A 21,003-nucleotide genomic window follows, 5' to 3' on the forward strand; every position below is an offset into this window, starting at 1 on the left:
AGGAGCACCCATGAACAACGATACCAATCCCACCCTCCAGTTCCTTGGCGCTGCGGGTACTGTGACCGGCTCGCGCTATTTGGTTGAAGCCAATGGCCAGCGCGTGCTGGTGGACTGCGGCCTGTTCCAAGGCTACAAACAATTGCGCGACCGCAACTGGGCTCCGTTTCCCGTCGACCCGGCGTCAATCGACGCGGTGGTCCTGACCCACGCCCACCTGGACCATTCGGGCTACCTGCCGGCGCTGGTCAAGCAGGGGTTCCGCGGCTTGATTCACTGCACCCATGGCAGCGTCGCCCTGTGTGGTCTGCTGCTCCCCGACAGCGGACACCTGCTCGAAGAAGAGGCGAAATACGCGGCGCGCAAGGGTTACTCAAAACACAAGGAGCCCCGACCGCTCTATACCGAGGACGATGCCCGTCGCAGCTTGAAGCAGCTCAAGGGATATAACTACGAGCGCGACGTCGAGGTTGCCCCCGGCTTTACGGTCCGCTTCCATCCCGCCGGCCACATCCTGGGCGCCGCCCACGTCAGTGTGGACGTGCAAGGCCAGCGCCTGCACTTCAGCGGCGATCTGGGGCGGCAGCACGAGTCGCTGATGAACCCGCCGACGCCCCTTCCCGCCTGTGACGTGCTGGTCTGCGAATCCACGTACGGCAACCGGGCGCATGTGGCCATCGACCAGGAGGCCGAGCTGGCGCCCATCATCCGCCGCGTGGCCGCCCGCGGGGGCGTGATCGTCATCCCCGCCTTTGCCATCGGCCGCGCCCAGGCGCTCATGCTGCATATCGCCCGGCTGCGTGAGCGCGGGGAGATTCCGCGCGTGCCGGTCTACCTCAACAGTCCGATGGCGATCAACGCCACCAAGCTCTACCACGCGCACCATTCCGAGCACCACGTGTCCGAAGAGGACTGCCAGCGGATGTTCGAGGTGGCCACCTTCGTCAACACGGTGGAAGAATCGAAGGCGCTCAACCGCCAGCGCGGACCGATGATCATCATCTCCGCCAGCGGCATGGCGACCGGTGGGCGCGTGCTGCACCACATCGAAGCGTTCGGCCAAGATGACCGCAATGCGATCCTGCTGGCGGGCTACCAGGCCGGCGGAACACGCGGTGCCGCGCTGGCGGCGGGAAAGCGCACGCTGCGCATGTTCGGCCGGGAGGTCCCCATCCGCGCCGAGGTGGTGCAGCTGGAAGGCTTTTCCGGTCACGCCGACGCCGGGGAGCTGTTGGACTGGATGCGCACCGCGCCGTCCGCGCCGCGCATCGTCTACCTCACCCACGGCGAGCCCGACGCAGCCGACACGCTGCGCGGGCGCGTGCAACGCGAGTTGGGCTGGCGCGCACGGGTGCCGGAGCACCTGGAGCGCGTTGGACTGGAGGATGCGCAATGACCAAGCAGGTCCCCGGCCACAACCGGCTGCGCGTCACCCGTGCCGGCATCGACACCTACCAGCAGCCGGTGGTCTATATGCACCGCGACTGCGAAGTCTGTCGCTCGGAAGGCTTTGCTGCGATGACGCGCGTGAGACTGGACGTGGGCACGCGCACGCTGGTGGCGACGCTGAACGTGGTCATCGATGATCGGCTCGGCCTGGACGAGATGGCGCTGTCGGAGGTCGCATGGAGGCTCCTCGACCCCATGCCAGAAGCCTTGGCTTGGGTCCAGCATGCGGAACCCGCGGCGTCGGCCGGTGCGCTCCGCGCCAAGGTGTTCGGTGCACGGCTGGACAACGCCCAGTACCTCGCCCTGGTGCAGGACGTGATGGAAAGCAGGTTGTCGGATCTGGAGCTTGCCGCGTTCGTCACCGCCAGCGCGGGCGACCGCCTGGACCATACGGAGACGACTGCACTGACCCGGGCCATGATTGCCGTTGGCCAGCACCTGGACTGGGGCGAAGGGCCGGTGCTGGACAAACACTGCGTGGGCGGCCTGCCAGGCAATCGCACCACGCCGATCGTGGTGGCCATCGTGGCTGCGCTGGGCTACCGCATTCCGAAGACCTCATCACGCGCAATCACGTCGCCCGCGGGCACCGCCGACACCATGGAAGTCATGGCGCCGGTGGCGCTCGACCTGGCGGCGATGCGGCGGGTGGTAGAGCGCGAGGGCGGCTGCATCGTCTGGGGCGGCAACGTGCGCCTGAGCCCGGCCGACGACATCCTGATCCGGGTCCAGCGGCCGCTGGACTTCGACAGTGACGGCCAACTGGTCGCCAGCGTGCTGTCGAAGAAGGTGGCCGCAGGCTCGAGCCACGTCCTGATCGACATGCCGGTAGGTCCGACCGCCAAGGTGCGCAGTGAGGCCGCGGCTGACAGCCTCGGCTCGCGGCTCGCACACACCGCGGGCGCGCTTGGACTGCAGCTGGGCATCCATCGCTCCGACGGCAGCCAACCGGTGGGTCGGGGAATCGGTCCGGCGCTCGAAGCGCACGATGTGCTCAAGGTGCTGCGCAACGCCGCCGATGCACCGGCCGACCTTCGCGAACGCGCGCTTGCGCTGTCCGCAGCGCTGCTGGACATGGCACCGGGCAGCAGCGCCGGCACCGGATTGGAGCGCGCGCACAGCGTGCTGGATTCCGGGGCCGCACTGGCCAAGTTCCTGGCGATCTGCGAGGCCCAGGGAGGTTTTCGCGAACCGCCACGGGCGGCGTTTACCGCCGACGTGCCGGCAGCCACATCGGGACGCATCTTTGAGATCGACAACCGCAAGCTGGCCAAGCTGGCCAAGCTGGCCGGCGCACCGACATCCCCCACCGCCGGCCTGGAAACCGGTCTGCGGGTCGGCGATACGGTCGAGCGCGGACAGCCCTTGCTGACCCTGCATGCGGAGTCGCGCGGAGAACTGGCCTATGCCCTGGAGCACGCCGTCACGTTGCAACCCTTTGTCCTGGGAGAGGCCCCATGACCCGTGTGCTGATGCCGTTCCCGGCCGATGCAGTATTAGGCGGCACCATCAACCAGCCCCTGCAGGCGCGCATTGCACCCGTGGCCTGGCGGCACTTTCCCGATGGCGAGTCGCTGGTCACCCTGGACGACGCGCTGGCCGGCGCCGATGTTGCGATCCTGGCCAGCCTGCGCAACGCCGATGCCTTGGCCCTCCCGTTGCGCTTCGCCGCCCGGACGGCGCGCGAATTCGGGGCGCGCTCGGTGGGCCTGATCGCACCTTATCTGGGATACATGCGCCAGGACACCCGTTTCCATCGCGGTGAAGCGGTCAGTACGCCGCTGTTCGCGCAGTTCCTGGAGGAGTCGTTCGACTGGCTGGTGACCGTGGACCCGCACCTGCACCGCGTCGACCGCCTGCAGTCGCTCTACCGAATGCCGGCGGCCCACGTATCGGCGACCCCAGCGGTGGCCCGCTGGATCGCCCAGACCGTCCCCGACGCGGTGCTGATCGGACCCGATAGCGAGAGTGAGCAATGGGTCGCCGACATCGCGGCCCGGTCCGGCATGCCGTACCAGGTGCTGGCCAAGGAACGCCATGGCGACTATGACGTGCGCGTGAGCCTGCCTGACCCGGCGGCCGTGGCCGGCCGGACCCCGGTCCTGATCGACGACATCGTGTCGTCCGGCCACACGATCCTGGAGACCCTCGCGCACCTGCGTCGGTTGTCGCTGCCGCCGCCGTTGCTGGTCGCTATCCATCCGGTGTTCGCCGGCGATGCCTATGCCCGCCTGCAGCAGGCGGGCCTCGCCCGCATCGTGAGCACCGACAGCATTGCCCACCCGTCGAACGCGATCGCGCTGGGCGCGGACCTTGCCGCCGCAGCCTTGTCCTTGATGACCGCTTCGCCCGATTCCCCGGAGGACCCATGAACCTGCATCTCAACTGCTGTACCGCCGACCAGCTGTCGGCCGCCGAGCGCCAGCGGATCTCCGAATTGGCTAACGCCCACCGGCAGGCCGATCCCGCGTTCGCCCATTGGGCGGCCGGTTACGGCGTAATCCAACATGACCCGCTCACCCAGCTGAGGGTCCGCCAGATGGTGGACGAGCTGGTAGCCCTGGGCCGCACGCCCGATGCCCGCACCGCCTGGCAGCGGCTCGCCGCCGCCGACCGCGTCACCAGCGCCGGGATGTGGCTGGTGGCGCACATGACCTACAGTCACCGGGTCCGTACCGACGGTACGGCGCTCGAGTTTGAGGACTTCAAGACCACGCCTGAAGGTCACACCGGCGGGTCCCTCAACATGGTGCCCGCCTATGCCGGCTACCTGCTGATGGATTCCCTGGATGGCGTCACCCGCGCGTGGATGATGGGCCAAGGGCACTGTGTGGCAGCCATCGACGCGCTGAACCTGCTGGTGGACAACATGACCGACCGCCACGCCGAACGTTACGACCGCTCCGACGCGGGGCTGAGCAGGTTCGTCAGCGACTTTTACGCCTACACCCTCAATCCGGACGGAACGCCGGCGTCGCCCCTGGGATCGCACGTCAATGCGCACACCGCCGGCGGCGTGATGGAAGGCGGCTATCTCGGCTTTGCCGAGCTGCAATACGTGCATGGGCCGCTCAAGGACGAACGCCTGGTGGCGTTCCTGAGCGACGGCGCGTTCGAGGAACAGCGTGGCAGCGACTGGGCGCCGCGCTGGTGGCGTGCCGAGGACAGCGGGCTGGTCAGCCCGATCATCATCCTCAACGGGCGGCGCATCGAACAGCGCAGTCAGATCACCCAGCAAGGTGGCGAGCGGTGGCTGGACCGGCACCTGCGCTTGAACGGCTTTGATCCGATCGCGCTGGACGGGCGCGATCCGGCCAGCATCGCGTGGGGCATCCACGTAATGGAGTCGCGCCTGCAAGCTGGCGCCGCCGTTCCCGATACAGACGTGCGGCTGCCCTACGGCATCGCCGAAACCGTCAAGGGCTTCGGCTTCCCCGGCGCCGGGACCAACGCCTCGCACAACCTGCCCTTGCCCGGAAATCCGGCGAAGGATGCGCAGGCGCGCACGCTCTTCAATGAAGGCGCTGCGGCGCTGTTCGTGGCCGCGGCCGAGCTCGATGAGGCCGTTGCCGCCCTCAACAGCCACGAGCTCCAGCAGCGGGTGCGCGAGCGCGATCATGCGCTGGCCGATCGCCAGGTGCACCCGCCCCGCGTGCCAGCGATCGCCGACCGCGGCGCGGGCGGCGAGAGCTCACCGATGATCGCGCTCGACGAGCAGTTCGTCGCCATCGCTGAAGCGAACCCCGGGCTGCGCGTGCGCGTGGGCAATCCTGACGAACTGCGCAGCAACAAGCTCGACCGCACCCTGGACGCGATGAAACACCGGGTGCACGAGCCCGAACCCGGCATCGCCGAATCAACGACCGGCGCGGTCATCACCGCACTCAACGAGGAAGCCGTGGTCAGCGCTGCACTCGGCAACAAGGGTGGGTTGAACCTGGTGGTCACTTACGAGGCGTTCGCACCGAAGATGCTCGGCGCCGTGCGCCAAGAACTGATCTTCGCCCGCCATCAGGCCCAGGCGGGGCGTCCGCCCGGCTGGTTGGGCGTGCCTCTGGTGCTGACTTCCCACACGTGGGAAAACGCGAAGAACGAGCAGTCCCATCAGGATCCGACCATGGCCGAGGCGCTTCTGGGCGAAATGGCCGACATCTCACGCGTGGTATTTCCGCCTGACGCCAACGGCGCCGCAGCAGCCCTTGCCCACGCCTACTCGCAACGCGGCACGGTCACCGCCCTGGTCGTCCCCAAAAGGCCGGTGCCCCATGAGCTGACGCCGCAGCAGGCCCACTCACTGGCCGTGACCGGCGCGATCTGCCTGGCCGGCGATCCGGCGTTGGCGGCGATCCTGCTGGTCGCCACTGGTGCCTACCAGTTACAGGAAGTGCGCCGCGCGCAGGTGCGTCTCGTCGAACGCGGTGTGGCGGCGGCGATCCTCTATCTCGGCGAGCCCGGCCGGTTCCGCACGCCGCGCGATCCGGAGGAGGCGCGGTACGTGCACTCCGGCAGCGACGTCCATGCACTGTTCCCGACGGGGCGGCCGCGCGTATTCGTCACCCATACCCGACCTGAGCCTTTCCTGGGCGCGCTGCGTCGGCTCGACACCGGTCCGGCGACGACCGCGGCACTGGGCTTCGTCAACCGCGGCGGCACGCTGGACGTGCCGGGACTGTTGTTCGCCAACCGGAGCACTTGGGCGCACGTGGTCGATGCGGCCGCGGGTGTCCTCCGCTGGTCCCGTGGCAGCCTTTTGTCCGAGGTGGAACTGGCGGCAGTGGATGGTCGGGGCGATCCGGCCACCATCCTGCGTCCAGCAAGTGGGTCGACGCCGCTGAGTTGGCCAACCGGGAGCGCGCACTGATGGCGGGCACGGTGCGGCGCGGAGGCCAGATCGCTTGGGCCGGACTGACGCTCGGAGTCGCTGTGCTGCGCCTGCGCCGGCGCGCACCCGACCGCCTCCCCGCCTACATCAGCACGACCCTGGTGGGGCTGGGGACCACCTTCGTCAAGCTGGGCCAGGGCTTGAGCCTGCGCTGGGACCTGCTGCCAGTGCCCTATCGCGAGGCGCTGTCGCGATTGCACAGCGACGTGCCGGCGTTTCCTGCGGACCAGGCCAGGCACATGGTCGAAGAGGCGTTCGGCGCACCGGTCGACGCGCTCTTTGCCAGCTTCGATGACAAGCCGATGGCTGCAGGTTCAGTAGCCCAGATCCACCCTGCGCGCATGCATGATGGTCGCGACGTGGTCGTCAAGATCACCCGCCCCGGCATCCATGCCCAGGTGCAGGCCGACTTGCGGCTCCTGCGGCGCACGATGCGCGTAGCCCAGTGGATCTGGCCGCCCCTCAAACGGCACCGCCCGCTCGAACTCGTGGATGAACTGGGTGCCTTCCTGCGCGACGAGATCGACATGCGTCACGAGGCGCAGAACATGCGGCGCATGGCCAAGGTGCTCGACCCCCTGCCCGGCATCACCCAGCCACACGTCGTCGAGCCCTACGCCACCCGCGACGTACTGGTCCAGGATCGAAGCCACGGCACCCGTTTGGAGGCGGCTTACGGGACAGCGGTCGCTCCTACGCTCGCGAGCGCACTGCTCGATGCCTACGTGCATCAGCTCTTCGGCGCCGGCGTATTCCATGCCGACCCGCACCCAGGGAACCTGTTCTTCTTCGGCGACGGTCGTCTGTGCCTGCATGACTTCGGTTCGATCGGCGTGCTCGACCCGGCATCCCGGCTCGCGCTTGGCGGCATGGTCGAAGCCATCGCGGCGGACGATGCCGAGGGCGTGCTGGATACGGCAATCGCTCTGGGCTTCTTCCCGCCGCAGGTCGAGCGGCGCTCGCATGTGCGCGAGATGTATCTGATCCTGGCCGAGATGGCCAGTCGTCCATTGGCGCAGTGGTCCATTGCCGAAGCGATCTGGCGCGTGGCGCGTATTGGCCAGGGCGCTGGCTTCCGGCTTCCGGCCCACCTGCTGTCTCTGATCCGCACGCTCTTCCTGGTCGAGAACACGCTGCGGGCGCTGGATCCGGACCTTGACCTGCTGGGGTCGCTGTCGGCGCAGGCATCGGACATCGCCGACATCGCCGATGCCAGCCGCCCCGACGGTAGCAGACCGCTGGCCATGCGGCTGGCTCGCACTGCGCGTCAGTTGCCGCAGATCGCCACCGACCTGTTGCGACAGGCACAGCTTAGCGATGGCCGCCCAGCATTCTCGGTTCACCACCATGGCCTGACTTCGACCCAAGAGGCACTAGCGCGCACGGGCAACCGGCTGGCGCTGGCTTTGGTGACGCTGGGGCTGTACGTAAGTGGAGCGCTGCTGACACTGCATACGGACGGCCCCCAGGTGCTCGGCCACCTGCCCTTCCTTGCGGTGATGGCATTCGCCGCAGCAGGGTTCCTCTCGCTGCGGCTGGTCATTGCCATAACCCGATCGGGACACCTATGACCGGCCGCCGTCTTCTCGCCCTCAATGTAGGTTCTACGACGCTCAAAGGCGCCGTGTATGCGCTTGAGTCCGCAACGGCCGGCACGCCACCTCAGCTGGTCGAATGCAACCGAGCCGAGATCCATACGGGACCCGAGCCGGAGGAAAGTCTTGTTGCCCTGCTCAAGGCATTGTCGGAACCCGTACAATGCCCTGACGTGGTAGTGCACCGGATCGTGCATGGGGGTGGCCTGAGGGGCGCGCACGAGCTCAACGAGCAACTGATCGCTAAACTCGATGCATTGGCACCCTTCGCGCCATTGCATCAGCCGATTGCCCTTGCCTTTGTGCGCGCCGCGCGCGTGCGGTGGCCGCTGGCCCGGCAAGGCGTGGCGTTCGATACCGACTTCCACGCTTCGCTTGCGCCCTGGAGCCGGCGCCTGCCAGTCCCTGCGGAGTGGGATGCCACGGGCGTTCGCCGCTACGGCTTTCACGGGCTTGCCTTCGCGTCCGCTCTACGCGAAGTAACCGCCCACGACTCAAGCATCCTGAAGGGTCGCGCCGTACTGGCACATCTGGGTGGCGGCTGCAGCATCTGTGCGGTCAAAGACGGCCGCAGCCATGACACCACCATGGCACTTACTCCGTTGGGCGGCATCCCGGGACCCACCCGATCGGGGGACCTCGATCCGGGCGCGTTGCTGTATCTGCTGCGAAAGGACGGTCTGGGTGCTGACGCCGTCGAAGACCAGCTGTACCACGCGGCGGGTCTGGCAGGAATCGCGGGGCACGGCGACATGCGCGTGCTGCTCACCGACCCCGGTCCGCGTGCGCAGCTTGCCTTGGAGCTGTTCACCGTACGCATTGCACAGTCGATTGCCGCGATGGCGACGGGGATCGGAGGCATCGACCATTTGGTGTTCTCCGGCGGCATCGGCCATCGCGCGCCTCTGCTGCGGGCAGGAATCGTCGCGCGCCTGGAATGGCTCGGCCTTGGGTTGGATACTGACAAAAATGAGGCCGGTGCCACCCGTATCGACCGAGGCGTGGGGCCTGCCATATGGAACATCGCTGTCGATGAGGAGCGCGAGCTGGCCGAATCGGCGGCCTGGATCTAGAACCTGCCCGGTCCAGCACGCAAGCAATCAGCAAGAAGGATCAGAAGCCATGGCTGTTGTCGGCAGTACCGCAAGGGAATCCCCGCTCGGCAACGCACGGTTAGCTTGGCAAACTTTACAGCAGGAATAGTTAGACGTTGGCACCTGCGCCGGCTGCGTTTTGATGCCGGCGTCCACCCGTCGGCCATTGAGGTCGACAAACCTTGGAGAAAACTTATGAGCATGCAAATGTTGGCCACAAATGTCCGCACCCGAGACACCCGCAAACGCTTTGCCTTAGGCATAGCGATGGTGCTGGTGTTGTCGCTTGCAACTGCCGCTAATGCCGCGAATTTCACCCACAAGTACGTGATGCGCGGCCAAGTACTCGATGTCCAGGACAACACGCTGGTCGTTTGCATCGGGAAAGAGGACGGCGCCCAGGTGGGCCAGGTACTCAATGTTGTCCGCCACAAGCGCGGCCCTCACAGGCACAAGTCAACCTCGCCTACTTTCGTGCGCACGGACATTGGAAAGGTCCGCATCACTTCGATCATTGATGATCACTATGCCAACGCAGTCGTGGTGGACGGCAATGTAAAAATAAACGATAGCGTCGAACTCCTGCGCGACTGACTCACTGCCGGGTATCGGCTTAGCCGCCGCTCCGATACCCGGCCTGATTCCAAGAGACACTCCGCGCACTGGCTTTTGGCGAATTAAAATGTCGCCATCGCGTGGCTGTGTCGCGTGAATGAATGGTTGCTCATTGGGATCGCAGCGTCGACGAGGGACAAACACCGCTTGAGACCGGGGATCATGCAATCACGGCTGGCGTGGTCAGCACAGCTGCGAATCCGCCGCCTGGCGTGCGCATGTTCGTGGTCTGGCCTTGGTACAGCCTAGCTGCGAACAACAGCACACCGGCCTCGGTCGCGAAGCAGCGCACATCGGCCTTGAGGGACTGGCCCCCATGCACGATCCGAATGCTCGGTGGCGCGAAGGCCTGTGCGATATAGGTGGCGGACGTCATCGACTCCCACGTCCGCCGGGTGAGCTTGTCGCCTCGATAGCTCCCGCGGCTGCCGAACCCTGCTGCAGGCTTGAAAAAGTAGTTGTTGCGCGCTGCCCACAATGCATCCCGGTTCCCGGGGACCACTTCGACCGTGGGCGGAATCACCTGGGCCAGCAAGGCCGCCGAAGCCGCATCCACCCCAAAGCCGCCGAGCACCGCCGGGTCCCCGAGCACCGCAAGGTTGCGCTTGTCGGCGAACAGCGCGTGCGCACGCGGATGTGGGGTCATCGTGACGTCTCCTGCCAGGTACGCCTGCCGAAGGGCGGTATGCGAGGCTTCTTCAAGTGCGAAATCGGTCAAGCGGTTGTAGACCATGTCGATCCGGCCGTGGGCATCTGCAAGCCCGTCCGGACCAAGCCATAGTTCGTTGGGTGCGCGTATCACGCAGTCCACGCCGTGCTCCCGGAACGCGTCCGCGTAGAGCCCAAACTCGGGGTAAAGGAACTGTTCCCGCGGGGCGCTGTCCACGATGGCCAGACGCGACAGCGCATAGCCCGACTGCTGCCGGGCATCCTGCAGCCATGCATGGACCGCCGCGTTGCGAGCCTTTGCAGCGGTGGTCCAGGTGGTCCACGCAGCCGGCGCGCAGGACCGCACGCCATCGAGCAGCACTGCATTGAGGAGCAGCCCGCCGGGATTGGTGTTGACCTCGATCAACCGCGGGCCGTCGACGGTCAGGTGAAAGTCCAGTCCCAGGACGCCACCCGCCGAACCTGGCTCATGGGTTGCTATGTCGGGGGCCCATTGCAGGACGTGCTGGCGGTATCGCGGATTCCCTGCAACGTCGAAGACCGCCGCTGCGACACGCCCCATGGCGTCCAACGCCGCACGGTCAACGAACAGGGCATACGGGGAAAACAGGTGCGCGTGCACGGCGGGATCAGTCATGAACTCCGGAAAGGCACCGCGGATCGACTCATGTAGACGAAAGACGTCAACCACTTCGCATGCACACCGCTGGTTGAGCGGCGCACCCACCGAGGTGACGCATTTGATATCGCAGCCTGACTGGCCATTCATTACCGGAGGTTTCCTAGATTGCGACTCGACGCTGGGTGGCTGCTGCGCCGCTGCTTCAAGTCTTCCAAGCAGTCATGTTAGATGCTTTCGGGACAAACACCGCTGCGGCGTGACCCACGAAATGGAAGTCGGTGCCGTCTACAGGGGGAAGGCGCAAAGTAGGTCGCGTGTCTGCCAAAGCTTAAAGCTCCATTTCACTTGGCAGCCGCCCTGTTACCCCCGATAACGGTCCCTAGTCGCCGACGGCTCCTCGTTGGGGGCCAAGCTGATTGGGATCGGGGCACTGAGTCGTCCGTGTTAGAGATCTCGGCGCTCAAAATGACCGAAATTTCGGACATGAGGCTCGGGATGTGTAGAATAACGGACATGAAAGACATGATCCTCTTCCGCTTGGCCGACCAGATCAAGAGCATGCGCATTCGGCGCGGTCTGAGCCAGTCGGACCTAGCCGCAGCCGCAGGCGTGAACCGGAAAACGATCATCGAGCTGGAGAAGGGTGCTGCCGGGATCGCCATTGGGACCGTTGTCGCGGTATTGGAAAGGATGGGCGGCGAGCTGACAGTGGTGCCTGCGTCCAAGCCAACTACGGCTGAAGTGCAGGCGCTGCTTGGGCTCGAGTGAATCGCCCAGGGTTCCGTAGACACCTCGCAGCCATAAACTATGGCTTAGGCGGAGGTGGTTATGAGCACGAAGCGGTACACCGATGAGTTCAAGATCGAGGCGGTCCGACAGATCGTTGAGTACGGCCGTCCGGTAGCGGAGGTTGCCGAGCGACTGGGCGTGTCGATCCATAGTCTTTACGGCTGGAAGCGGCAACAAGGCAAAGGCGATGTTGGCCGGCGTGTCGAGCAGGACCAGAACGCGGAAGTGCGCCGCCTCAAGGCTGAGCTACGCAGAGTCACTGAATAGCGAGACATCCTAAAAAAAGGTTCTTCACCCAACTCCGGGGAAGGCCGCCCGGATCTTCAGGAAGAAGTACGCGTCGTCTCGGTATCCGTAGGCGACGCGCTTGATGACCTTGATCTTGTTATTGATGCCTTCCACCAGGTTCGTCCCGAGCGGCCATCGGCAGTGGGCCAGGATGCCCGGGAGATAAGGCTGCAGACGGCGGACAAAGATGCGCAGCGGCTCCAGCCCGCTTCGCAGGGCGCGATGCTTCCATGATCGCCAGGCCTTCTCCGCCCAGCTCTGGCTTCGGTAGCGCCACAGCTGCTTCAGGTCGTCTTTGAGCAGATAGGTGGTCAGCAGGGCTTTGTTGGCGGCCAGCAACTCCTCGAGTTGGACGCGCTGCTCTGCCGGGACGTTGTGCCGATTGCGCAGTAGGAGCCAGCGCGAGGTCTTCACCACCCGTCGGGCGGGCTTGTCGTTGCGCAGGCGATTGGCCTGGTCCACCCGCACCCGATCAATGACTTCGCGCCCGTACTTGGCCACCACATGGAAGAGGTCGTAGACCACTTCAGCATTGGGGCACTGGGCTTTGACCTCCACATCAAAGGCCGAATTCATGTCCATTGCTACGGCTTGGATGCGTTCGCAACCGACCCTGCCGAGTAGCTCAAAGAAGGGACGGATGTCAGCGCGGCTGCGTCCTCGGCCGACCCATAGCACGCGCTTGCGCGATGGCTCGACGACCACGGTGGCGTAGCGATGCCCCTTCTGGATCGCAAACTCGTCCATCGCGATCACGCGTACGTCCGATAGGTCCACCGGGCCCAGCGTCTGCATCAGATGCCTGAAATCAAGCGCCTTGACCGTCTTCCAGTCCAGACCATGCCACTTTGCGGTGGCGTGGATGGAGGTGGTGGCGCACATGCGTGCCACGCTCTGCGCAAGCCGTTGCGTTACCCGGGCATGCCGCTCCAGCCAATCCAAGTGCTCCAGTTTCGGCCCACAGCGAGGACAGGCCAGCCGCTGCCGCTGGACTTCCAACTCCACCGGCTCGTCGAACACGGGCAAGTCACGGATGCGCCGGAGCGTCTGGTCGTGGATGGCCACGACCCACTTGCCGCAGCCACTGCAGCGCCGTCGACGGCGTGAATCAGGCAACAGCGAAAGCACCAGCCACGTGGCTCCGCCACGTGTCTCGCGGCGCCATCCATCCAGGCGATACCCCGCCCAGCCTCCCAGTAACGGCATACAATCCAGCTTGGCCACGGCCGGCCTCGGTTTGTTTTCTCGACAACTACAAATCTAGCTGGTCGGCCGTGCGCCTTCTCCCCTCAGATGGGAGAAGAACCTTTTTTTTCGCCTCGCTCGGGGTCTCCTCGTTTTCAGTGCAATAAGTGACGGTACGCAAAGCTAGCACTGGCGCGGGGGTGGTCTGGGTAGACCGTTGATTTCATTGACTTTCCTGTTCGCTTTGTAAACGGGTATGGTGGCCTCCCACTTTTGAGGTTCACGATGCAGGGTTGGCACACAACGTTTTTGGGGATGCGTGGGCTCCCCCGCGATATCAGCGACTTCGAGATGAAGGCATTTTTCACCTTCGATGGTGCCGAGCGCGACGCAATCAATGCACGCCGAGGTGATTCCCACAAGCTTGGTCTGGCGCTCCATATTGGTTTCCTGCGCATGAGTGGGCGTTTGCTCGGTGCCTTTCGGGTAATTCCAGTAGCCTTGTGGCGCCACCTTGGCAACGAGCTTGGCATTGCAGCACCAGAAGTCGCCTCGCTGAGAGCCATGTATGAACGCGGGCGCACGCTATTCGATCACCAACAAGTAGCCTGCACGGTCCTTGGATTCCAGTGGATGAGCGAGCACCAGCGCCGCTCACTGGTACGTGAACTGCGCGACGAAGTGGCGCGCTGCGCCGACCGCGATCAGCTACTCGTGCGGGCGCGTCAATGGCTGTACAAGAACAAGCTGGTGATCGTGCACGAGCGGGCAATTCGGACACTGATTGCGGCGGCACTTGCCCAGCTTGAAGTTGAAACAGGCACCGCCATCGCCGCCAGCGTTGATCCAGCAACACTTGATCGCTGGCGAGCCTCAGTTTCAGAGCTGCGCCCAGATGGACAAACCCAGCAGAGTTGGCTATGGGCTGCACCGGCGAAACACTCAACCCGCCAAATCAGCGAGGTACTGGAGCGCATCGACCTGCTTTACACGCTGGACGTTCATAAGCACCTGGCAGACATCCCCGATCTCATCTTGCGCCGCTACGCGCGCCGACTTGTCTCCAGGCCGCCCTCAGCCGGAGCCAAGATCAAAGAGCCAGCGCGCACCGTGGAGGTCGCATGCTTTCTTCGGTATTGCCTGTTCACCACCACAGACCAGTTGATCCTTATGGTGCAGCGCCGGATCGCCGATCTGTGGCGTCAGGCTGCCGCCGATGTCCCCGCTACCGTCAATTGGGCCGCAATGTACAAAACGCTGCTCGGCGAACTTGTTGCCTTGAGCGCGCAAGGTGCGGTGCCAGATGCTGAGTTGCGTGCCCGTCTTGAAGCCTTGATCACCGAAACCCAGAAACGCAAACCACCGAGCAGGGCCTCCCTGGTCCGCGAGGGATTGATTGATGGAATTCGCCCCGTGCGGTCGTTGCTCGTCGCCATTGCAAAGCTGCCCTGGCAGGCCACCGGCGAGCATCCTGCCATCGAGTACCTTGCCAAGCTGCAAGCTTTATATCTCAAAGGATCCAGAAAGCTGCCAGTTGAAGTGGTGGCACCAAGTCTGGGAATGATCTGGCAGGTTTCGATCTCCAGCCCAGACCGGGAACGGGCGTTTCAGGCGTTGGAGGTGGCCACCCTGTTTGCCCTGCGCCGCGCGGTGCGCAATGGCTCGGTCTGGATTGAGCACAGCCTGAGCTTTCGGGGTCGTGCGCGCTTGTTCTTCACGGACGAGCGTTGGCAGGCAGAGTCCAAGAAACACTATGCCCGTCTATCGTTACCCAGCAAGGCTGCCACTTTCTTGAAGCCTTTGCTGGCCAGAGTAACTGCCGGTGTCGATGCGGTGGCCGCTGCAGCCCGCAGTGGCGTACTGCGCGTGGATGATGAACTCCATTTGTCGCCATTGCCCGCAGAGGACGAAGACCCAGAAGTGACCAAGCTGCGCGCGGCTTTGGATCACCGCATCGGTGAGGTTCAATTGCCGGAAGTGATTCTGGCCGTTGACGCCCAGGTGCGCTTTAGCTGGATCATGCTCGGACGTGAGCCGCGCTCTACCGACGAGCTGCTGATGGTCTATGCCGGCATCATGGCCCACGGCACCAGTCTGACTGCGGTCGAATGCGCGCGCATGATTCCGCAGCAGAAGGCGGCGCGGCAGTGCTGCCTCAACTTCGGGTGTCACGTCTGTGCTCCTTGAAGAAGCGGCGCCGTCGGTCTGTGCCGGCGGCGCCGCCTTGAGAGGTCGTCCGGCGCACCCACGATCAGCGGGTGCACCTGCTGCTTAGCGCTGACTTCAGCTCAGTTCGCCGCCGAAGCGCTGCACGCCCTTGCCGGTGGCAAAGTTGTGCAGTCCGAAGCTCGGGAAGGTGCCGCGCAGGCCTTCGAACTTGCCGGTGGAATCGACCACCTTGTGCATGACGGTGAGCGAGACCTCGTCGATGCCCGGCACCTGGATGCCTGTGGCGGTGTCGACCGTCGAGATGCGGCTGCCGTCGCGGCTCATGAATTCATGAACCATCGTGAAGCTCGCGCGGCCGTCGACGAACTTGATTTCACTGGTGGCCTTGGCCCAGATCGGGCCGTCGAAGTCACCGTCGCCGGTGGCCAGGAAGGTTTCGATATGCGGCAGGTATTGCACGGCGGCGAAAGCGCCGATGCTGAGGGGCTTGGACATGATGCACTCCTAGGTTGGTGTTGGCCTGATGAATAGGCCGCGGGGACGGACGCTGCCGACGCTCGTCACGCCGGCAGCACCGGGATCACTTGCTGTTGCTCAGGCGGAAGCTGATCACCTTGGCAGCGTCCGTCTTGGAAGCGTTGACGACCTGCGTGTCGGGTGCGCTCTTGGGCTGATAGAACGTTTGACCCGTCAGATAGACGATCGGCGCTTCACCGCGCACTTTGACGCTGACCGCACCCTTGTCGTCGTATTCGTGGCGGTATAGCTTGCCGCCGCGCCGGCTGTCCATCACGTAGGGCGGATCGGCGTAGACGAACTCGGAGCCGGTGAACTGGTGGGACTCCAGCCAGGCCACGGCGTCGCCGTGGTGCAGCTCCAGGCCGGGCACGTCGAGCTGCTGCCAGACCTCGATCACCTCGGGATCAACGTCGATGCCGACGCTGCGGGCAGCGGGCCGCTTGCGCTCCAGGATGTTGCCGCCGCCCAGGTGCGTTTCGATGTACGTGTCGTGAGGCGGGATGTTGTTGATGATCGTCTGGTAGACGCCGGCACCGCCCTTGCCGCCGGGGTATCTCATGGCCTTCTTCCTGGAGTAAATCGGGACTTGGCCAGCATCGTCAGAAATGGCGATGCTGTCAAGGGAAGCCGGCCGGGCCTGCATCGTCAGAGCCGACGATGCGAAGCTGCTGGAGCGTCCTGCAGCACCGCCAGGAATGGCGATGCCGGATCGCTCAGTAGGTGGGGATGTAGACCACCTCAATGTCCACGCGCTGGTTCTCGCGCCGGCCCTCGGCCGTCGAGTTGTCTGCCACGAAATCGGCGGCCGATGCGAAGTTCACCATGATCTTGAGCGGCGAGACGCCGCGCGCCACCAAGTACGACCTGGCCGAGAGCGCACGGCGTAGTGCAAGGGCCTCATCGGCCGCGCTGGGCCGTAGTGTGCTGGTGCGCCCGCTGATGTAGATGATCGCCGCATTCCTAGCGTCGGCCAGCAGCTCCAGGGCCTCTGGCGTCGGCTGGAATGTCGCGCTGCTGTCGGGGAAGGACACCGATACGCCGGACTTGATCGGCGTGCCGAAGTTGCCGGCGTCGCCGGCGGCCAGTGCGCTTTGCGCGCTGACCAGGAACGCCAGAGAGAGGGCCAGAAGAACGGGTTTTCGCATGGGGCAGGACTCCAATCAGAAGAACAGGTAGCCGGCCTTGCTCATGGGGATGCGGATCAACCAGAGCGAGGCCAGGTGCAGCGGGTAATAGGCGTAGAAGGCCCAGCGCAGGCGCGGCACGCGCACATCCACCCGCGAGGCCAGGAAGAGCACCGGCAGGGCTGCCAAGGCCCACAGGTTGCGATTGACGAACCACAGGGCCGCGCAGGCCAGCACCGCGACCGCCGCGGCGGCCCAGCTCGGCCGGCGCGTGTACGACCACACCGCCAGGCCGAAAGCCACGGCCGGCCACCAATATTCGACCGAGCTGCCGCCGACCAGGAACACCACGCCGGCGGCCGCCAGGTGCAGCTTGCCGCCACGTTCGACCAGGTAAGCCGTGGCCGTGACGACCAGCAGCGTGAACATCACGTTGAGCGGCCACCAACCGGCGTACAGGCCGCCGAGGGCCACGAAGGGCACGGAGGCCAGCGCGCCGAACATCGCCAGGCGCGACATGGTGCGGCCGTACACGCCGCGTTCGAGCGTGCCCGGCCGGGCCAGGTTGTAGGCCAGGACGAACACGAAAAGGGGGAGCGCCACGCGGCCGGCCTCGAACAGCACCGGCAGCGTCGCGTTGAACAGGTACTTGTTGACGTGATCGCCGGTCATGAGAACCAGTGCGAGCCACTTCAACGCTTCGACGGTTCCATCAGGAATCCGCAGGGCCTTCATCAGCGCCGGCCCCCGCGAATCGCGTAGGCGCGCAGCACCAGGAAGATGATGTAGAGCGCTGGCAGTGAGAGCACGAAGGCGATGGGCTTGCCGATCCACGCCGGCAGCGCCCACAGCAGAAGGCCCAAGGCGAAGATCGGGCCGAGGCCCAGCAGAAGCAAATCGAGCTGGTTCTTGGCCTGTCCTTCCGCCCACTTGCAATAGGCTTGAAGCAACCGGCCGACGCCCAGCGTGTACCGCATCATGAAGGCGTGGAATTTGTCCATGTTTAGCCGCTAAATCGGAAGAGCCGGCCTACTCGGCCGACCCCTCGCGTGAAGTGTTGAAAGACACCGTGCGGGGCACGTAGCCGGCCACCGACACGCTGCGAGCTGCTGCGGCCGCTGGGGCGGCCTGCTGGGGTGCTGGTGCCGGCCTGGCCGCCGGCGTCGCCCGCTGGGCCACCGTCGCGGGCTGGCTGGGCGTCGAGGGCGTGGCCCCGGCCTTCGTCACGTCAAGCGTGACGAACCGAGCTTCGAGCCAATCGGCCCACTTCGACGCCTTGCGCATCAAGTCGGCCCGGTACACCGCGTTGTACTGCGGCGTGCGCGAGTGGTAGTTCGCCGCCTTCGTCCAGAGGTCGCCCTTGTCGTTGCGGATGTGCATCCGCAGCCGCCAGGCGGCCAGGTCGAACGAGTAGCAGCCGGCAGCCGCCACATCGTTCGCCGTGATGCCGTATCGGGCCAGGTCGCCCAGGTACGCGGTGTTGAACTGCATCGGGCCAACGTCATGCGTGCCATTCGAGTTGCGCACCCACTGGCCCGGCTTGCCGCCCTCTTTCTCGGCGACGGCCAACACGATGTTGACCGGCACCTCGTACTTGACGGCGGCCGAGATCGAGCAGACGACGCGCTCCTGGAGCTGCGGCGGCAGATCGGCGAAGAACGGCATGCCCTCCCCTCCCTCAGTTCAGCCAGGACTGACGGCGGCGCTCTTCGTCCTCGCGCCGGATGCGTTCGTTGTACTCGGCCAAGGCGCGGTCATAGTCGCGCGCTTCGACCCAATACCCGCCCCGCTCTGGCGTCCCGACATAGCGCGGCAGCGTGCCGCTGCTGGCGAAGTCGGTGTAGGCGTGGCCGGTGTAGGCCCCGCAGTAGTCAGGCAACTGGTTGCTGATGTACGTGCGCCCATCGTCGTAGCCGCCCGTCCACATCACCAACGTCGAGTTCAGCGACTGCGCGTCGCAACGGCCAGCGCCGCGCGAGATCGCCGACACGAGCGACTGCATTTCCGGCGTCTGGCTCGCCACCGGGCAAAGCTGGAGGAAGTTCAGGCGGGCGCGGATCGTGTCCGACAGCTTGCGCTTCGTGATGTTGAAGTACCGCGACAGCGACGGCGTGCATTCGCTCGGGCGCGTGCCCGACGACAGGCACAGGATCGCCTCGCAGGCCAGGCGCGTGTCGCCGGTCAGCACGTCTTGCGCGCTGGCCGTGCCGGCGGTCGATCCGAGGGCTGCCACGAGGGCGGCCAGGGCAAACAGTTTCTTCTTCATGGTTGGACTCTCCTTGGTTACGCAGTTGTGCCGTCGCGGCCTTGCTCGCGGTTGGCGAACGCAGCTACTTCGGACTCGGGATCGGCATCGGCGGGGCCGCCTGCCAGGCTGTTGTCGCCGAAGCTCGGCGCGGGCTGCTGGTCGGGCACGTCGATGTTCTCGGCCGTGCCGCTTCCTTGCGCCTTGATCGCGGCGGCGATCTTTCCGCCAGTGGTGTCGGCGATCCGCTCGGCTGCGGCTTCGCGCAGGCTCGCGGCTTTGGCCTTGGCAACATCGGCGGTTCCCTTCGCCAAGTTCGCGCCGGCGTCGGCGGCGATGCGGCCGGCCGTGCCGAGGGCCGATGCGGCCGATGCGAGCAAGCCGGGGCCGGTGCTGCCCGGTGCGGCCTGCTGCCCTTGCCCTGCCCCGCCGGCGGGCTTGGGTTCGTTCTTGGCGGCCTTGTCGGCACTGCTGCCGGTGCTGGCCGTCGAGCTGCTGCCCTGGCCGCCGGCGTCGGCTTTGCCGCCGCCCTTATCGCCGCCCTTCGAGCTGCCCGAGCTGCTGCCGGTCGAGGGGCTGCCGCCACCCGACGAAGAGCCACCGCCGGAGCTGCCGCTAAAGCCCGCAGCCTGAGCGAAGGGCGTGCTGCCGGTGCCGGCGTCGCCGCCGCCGCCCGCACCGCCGCCCGAGCTGCCGCCGCCCGAGAAGGCCGACATAACGTCCGTGCCTGCCGACACGTTCTCATTGGCCTTCGAGAAGGCGGCCATGACGGCAGAGGCACCACCGGCGGCCGAGGCTGCGCCGGCGGCCAGAGCGGCGCCGCCGGTCGCGGCCGCTGCTGCTGCCATGCCTGCGGCACCCAACGCAGCGCCTGCACCGAACTGGCCGATGCCGGCACCGCCCACGCTCGCGCCGGTGATGATCCCGGCGATGAGCGGCGGAATCTTGTTGACCAACGCCAAGAGGATGATGACGACGATCAGCATCACGCCCATTTCCTTGAGGCTGATGCCGGCGCTCATGCGCGAGTAGTAGTCATCGAGGAAGGTCTTGCCGATGCCCACCAGGAGCACCATTGCGAAGAGCTGCGCGGCCACGCCCAGGACGACCTTGTAGTAGTTGATCGCCATGTCGGAAGTCCAGCGCGAACCACCGAAGCCGAGGAAGAACACGCCGCCGTAGGCGAGCACCCAGCCCGACGCGAGCAGCAGAAGCATATTCACACCGACCAGGGCCAGGATGACCAGGATCGCCACGGCCATGAGGATGCCGGCCATGCTGTCCACCGGCGACCACACCGAGGACTGATCCATCACCTTGTCGAAGATCGCAAAGCCCACGTCCACGATGCCCGAGGGCGACAGAGCATTGCCCAGGCCCGTCGCGTTGCCGGCGAGCTGCCGCAACGACGCATAGATGGACGAGGCGAAGTTAGGGCCGTTGGTCAGCGCCCACCAGAAGAAGCCGGTAAAGATCGTGAAGCGGACGAACTCCGCGAAGAACTCGCCAATGTCGGCCTTGCGCAAGGCCATCATGCCGAACGTCCAGACCATCGAGATCACAACCAGCGTCCAGAAGAGCCAGGTTGCGGCCGTGGTGATGACACCGGCCCAGCCGCTCGCGGCGGCCTGGTAGCGATCCAGCACGCTATCGAACACGCCGGCGTTGTCGATGGCCGCGTGGGCATCGACCGCGAAGAACGCCAGCCAGACGAACAGCGGCAGGGCGAGGGTTTTTAGATTGGCTGGCATTCTCATC

General features: G+C 65.5%; 18 protein-coding genes and 2 pseudogenes. 10 read left to right on the top strand and 10 right to left on the bottom strand.

Annotated elements, in window-relative coordinates; translation table 11 throughout:
• The first annotated feature begins 10 nt into the window (after window positions 1-10).
• From ACOZHM_RS00805 to ACOZHM_RS00835, 7 genes are all read left to right on the top strand, one after another.
• Window positions 11-1,396, top strand: coding sequence for an MBL fold metallo-hydrolase RNA specificity domain-containing protein (locus tag ACOZHM_RS00805; RefSeq protein WP_046272504.1), 1,386 nt, complete (start codon window positions 11-13; stop codon window positions 1,394-1,396).
• A complete protein-coding gene (locus ACOZHM_RS00810; protein ID WP_046272505.1) occupies window positions 1,393-2,910 on the top strand; it encodes a thymidine phosphorylase family protein in 1,518 nt (505 codons plus the stop codon). Before ACOZHM_RS00805 ends, ACOZHM_RS00810 begins: the two co-directional genes overlap by 4 nt.
• Window positions 2,907-3,821 carry a ribose-phosphate diphosphokinase gene (locus tag ACOZHM_RS00815; protein WP_080341469.1) on the top strand — a complete coding sequence of 305 codons (915 nt, stop codon included), beginning with the start codon at window positions 2,907-2,909 and terminating at the stop codon, window positions 3,819-3,821. The genes ACOZHM_RS00810 and ACOZHM_RS00815 overlap by 4 nt, the downstream gene beginning before the upstream one ends.
• Window positions 3,818-6,310: a xylulose 5-phosphate 3-epimerase gene (locus tag ACOZHM_RS00820; protein ID WP_235318856.1), complete on the top strand. Its 2,493-nt coding sequence runs from the start codon at window positions 3,818-3,820 to the stop codon at window positions 6,308-6,310. The genes ACOZHM_RS00815 and ACOZHM_RS00820 overlap by 4 nt, the downstream gene beginning before the upstream one ends.
• Complete coding sequence (locus ACOZHM_RS00825) at window positions 6,310-7,902, top strand: ABC1 kinase family protein (protein ID WP_421567039.1); 1,593 nt, start codon at window positions 6,310-6,312, stop codon at window positions 7,900-7,902. The genes ACOZHM_RS00820 and ACOZHM_RS00825 overlap by 1 nt, the downstream gene beginning before the upstream one ends.
• Window positions 7,899-8,999, top strand: a complete 1,101-nt coding sequence (locus ACOZHM_RS00830) for an acetate/propionate family kinase (RefSeq protein WP_046272506.1) — start codon at window positions 7,899-7,901, stop codon at window positions 8,997-8,999. Before ACOZHM_RS00825 ends, ACOZHM_RS00830 begins: the two co-directional genes overlap by 4 nt.
• Before the next feature lie 216 nt (window positions 9,000-9,215).
• Window positions 9,216-9,614: a hypothetical protein gene (locus ACOZHM_RS00835; RefSeq protein ID WP_052727471.1), complete on the top strand. Its 399-nt coding sequence runs from the start codon at window positions 9,216-9,218 to the stop codon at window positions 9,612-9,614.
• Between the two features lie 181 nt (window positions 9,615-9,795).
• Here the strand turns inward: ACOZHM_RS00835 and ACOZHM_RS00840 are convergent, their stop codons facing one another.
• The gene (locus tag ACOZHM_RS00840; RefSeq protein ID WP_235318857.1) at window positions 9,796-11,073 is read right to left on the bottom strand and encodes a hypothetical protein; all 1,278 of its coding nucleotides are present in this window, start codon (window positions 11,071-11,073) and stop codon (window positions 9,796-9,798) included.
• A 366-nt stretch (window positions 11,074-11,439) separates the two neighbouring features.
• On the opposite strand from ACOZHM_RS00840, the gene ACOZHM_RS00845 reads away from it, so the two are divergent.
• Both ACOZHM_RS00845 and ACOZHM_RS00850 read left to right on the top strand, forming a co-directional pair.
• Window positions 11,440-11,694: a helix-turn-helix domain-containing protein gene (locus ACOZHM_RS00845; RefSeq protein ID WP_046272522.1), complete on the top strand. Its 255-nt coding sequence runs from the start codon at window positions 11,440-11,442 to the stop codon at window positions 11,692-11,694.
• Window positions 11,695-11,754: 60 nt separating this feature from the next.
• Window positions 11,755-11,979 (top strand): annotated as a pseudogene (locus ACOZHM_RS00850) (transposase); the annotation flags it as partial.
• A 27-nt stretch (window positions 11,980-12,006) separates the two neighbouring features.
• On the opposite strand, the gene ACOZHM_RS00855 reads toward ACOZHM_RS00850, so the two are convergent.
• Window positions 12,007-13,209, bottom strand: a complete 1,203-nt coding sequence (locus tag ACOZHM_RS00855; protein ID WP_046272508.1) for an ISL3 family transposase — start codon at window positions 13,207-13,209, stop codon at window positions 12,007-12,009.
• Between the two features lie 264 nt (window positions 13,210-13,473).
• Between ACOZHM_RS00855 and ACOZHM_RS00860 the strand changes: the two are divergent.
• Window positions 13,474-15,327, top strand: a pseudogene (locus ACOZHM_RS00860) (Tn3-like element IS1071 family transposase); the annotation flags it as partial.
• Window positions 15,328-15,471: 144 nt separating this feature from the next.
• On the opposite strand, the gene ACOZHM_RS00865 reads toward ACOZHM_RS00860, so the two are convergent.
• The 8 genes from ACOZHM_RS00865 to trbL all read right to left on the bottom strand — a co-directional run bounded on the left by ACOZHM_RS00865 (window position 15,472) and on the right by trbL (window position 21,002).
• Window positions 15,472-15,852 carry a hypothetical protein gene (locus ACOZHM_RS00865; protein ID WP_011655359.1) on the bottom strand — a complete coding sequence of 127 codons (381 nt, stop codon included), beginning with the start codon at window positions 15,850-15,852 and terminating at the stop codon, window positions 15,472-15,474.
• A gap of 85 nt (window positions 15,853-15,937) precedes the next feature.
• Window positions 15,938-16,435 (bottom strand): SAM-dependent methyltransferase, encoded by a 498-nt coding sequence (locus tag ACOZHM_RS00870; RefSeq protein ID WP_011655360.1) that lies wholly within the window; start codon window positions 16,433-16,435, stop codon window positions 15,938-15,940.
• A 154-nt stretch (window positions 16,436-16,589) separates the two neighbouring features.
• Window positions 16,590-17,021, bottom strand: a complete 432-nt coding sequence (locus ACOZHM_RS00875; RefSeq protein WP_001665065.1) for an OmpA family protein — start codon at window positions 17,019-17,021, stop codon at window positions 16,590-16,592.
• A 15-nt stretch (window positions 17,022-17,036) separates the two neighbouring features.
• On the bottom strand, window positions 17,037-17,735 hold the full coding sequence (locus ACOZHM_RS00880) for a TraX family protein (protein ID WP_011114053.1): 699 nt from the start codon (window positions 17,733-17,735) through the stop codon (window positions 17,037-17,039).
• The gene (locus ACOZHM_RS00885) at window positions 17,735-18,001 is read right to left on the bottom strand and encodes a hypothetical protein (RefSeq protein ID WP_010890140.1); all 267 of its coding nucleotides are present in this window, start codon (window positions 17,999-18,001) and stop codon (window positions 17,735-17,737) included. Before ACOZHM_RS00885 ends, ACOZHM_RS00880 begins: the two co-directional genes overlap by 1 nt.
• Window positions 18,002-18,029: 28 nt before the next feature.
• Window positions 18,030-18,665 (bottom strand): transglycosylase SLT domain-containing protein, encoded by a 636-nt coding sequence (locus tag ACOZHM_RS00890; protein ID WP_011114052.1) that lies wholly within the window; start codon window positions 18,663-18,665, stop codon window positions 18,030-18,032.
• A gap of 13 nt (window positions 18,666-18,678) precedes the next feature.
• Window positions 18,679-19,266: a TrbM/KikA/MpfK family conjugal transfer protein gene (locus ACOZHM_RS00895; RefSeq protein WP_010890138.1), complete on the bottom strand. Its 588-nt coding sequence runs from the start codon at window positions 19,264-19,266 to the stop codon at window positions 18,679-18,681.
• A 17-nt stretch (window positions 19,267-19,283) separates the two neighbouring features.
• A complete protein-coding gene (gene trbL, locus ACOZHM_RS00900; RefSeq protein ID WP_011114051.1) occupies window positions 19,284-21,002 on the bottom strand; it encodes a P-type conjugative transfer protein TrbL in 1,719 nt (572 codons plus the stop codon).
• Window position 21,003: the final 1 nt, after the last annotated feature.

Source organism: Stenotrophomonas sp. PD6 (genome assembly GCF_049199305.1).
GTDB lineage: Bacteria > Pseudomonadota > Gammaproteobacteria > Xanthomonadales > Xanthomonadaceae > Stenotrophomonas.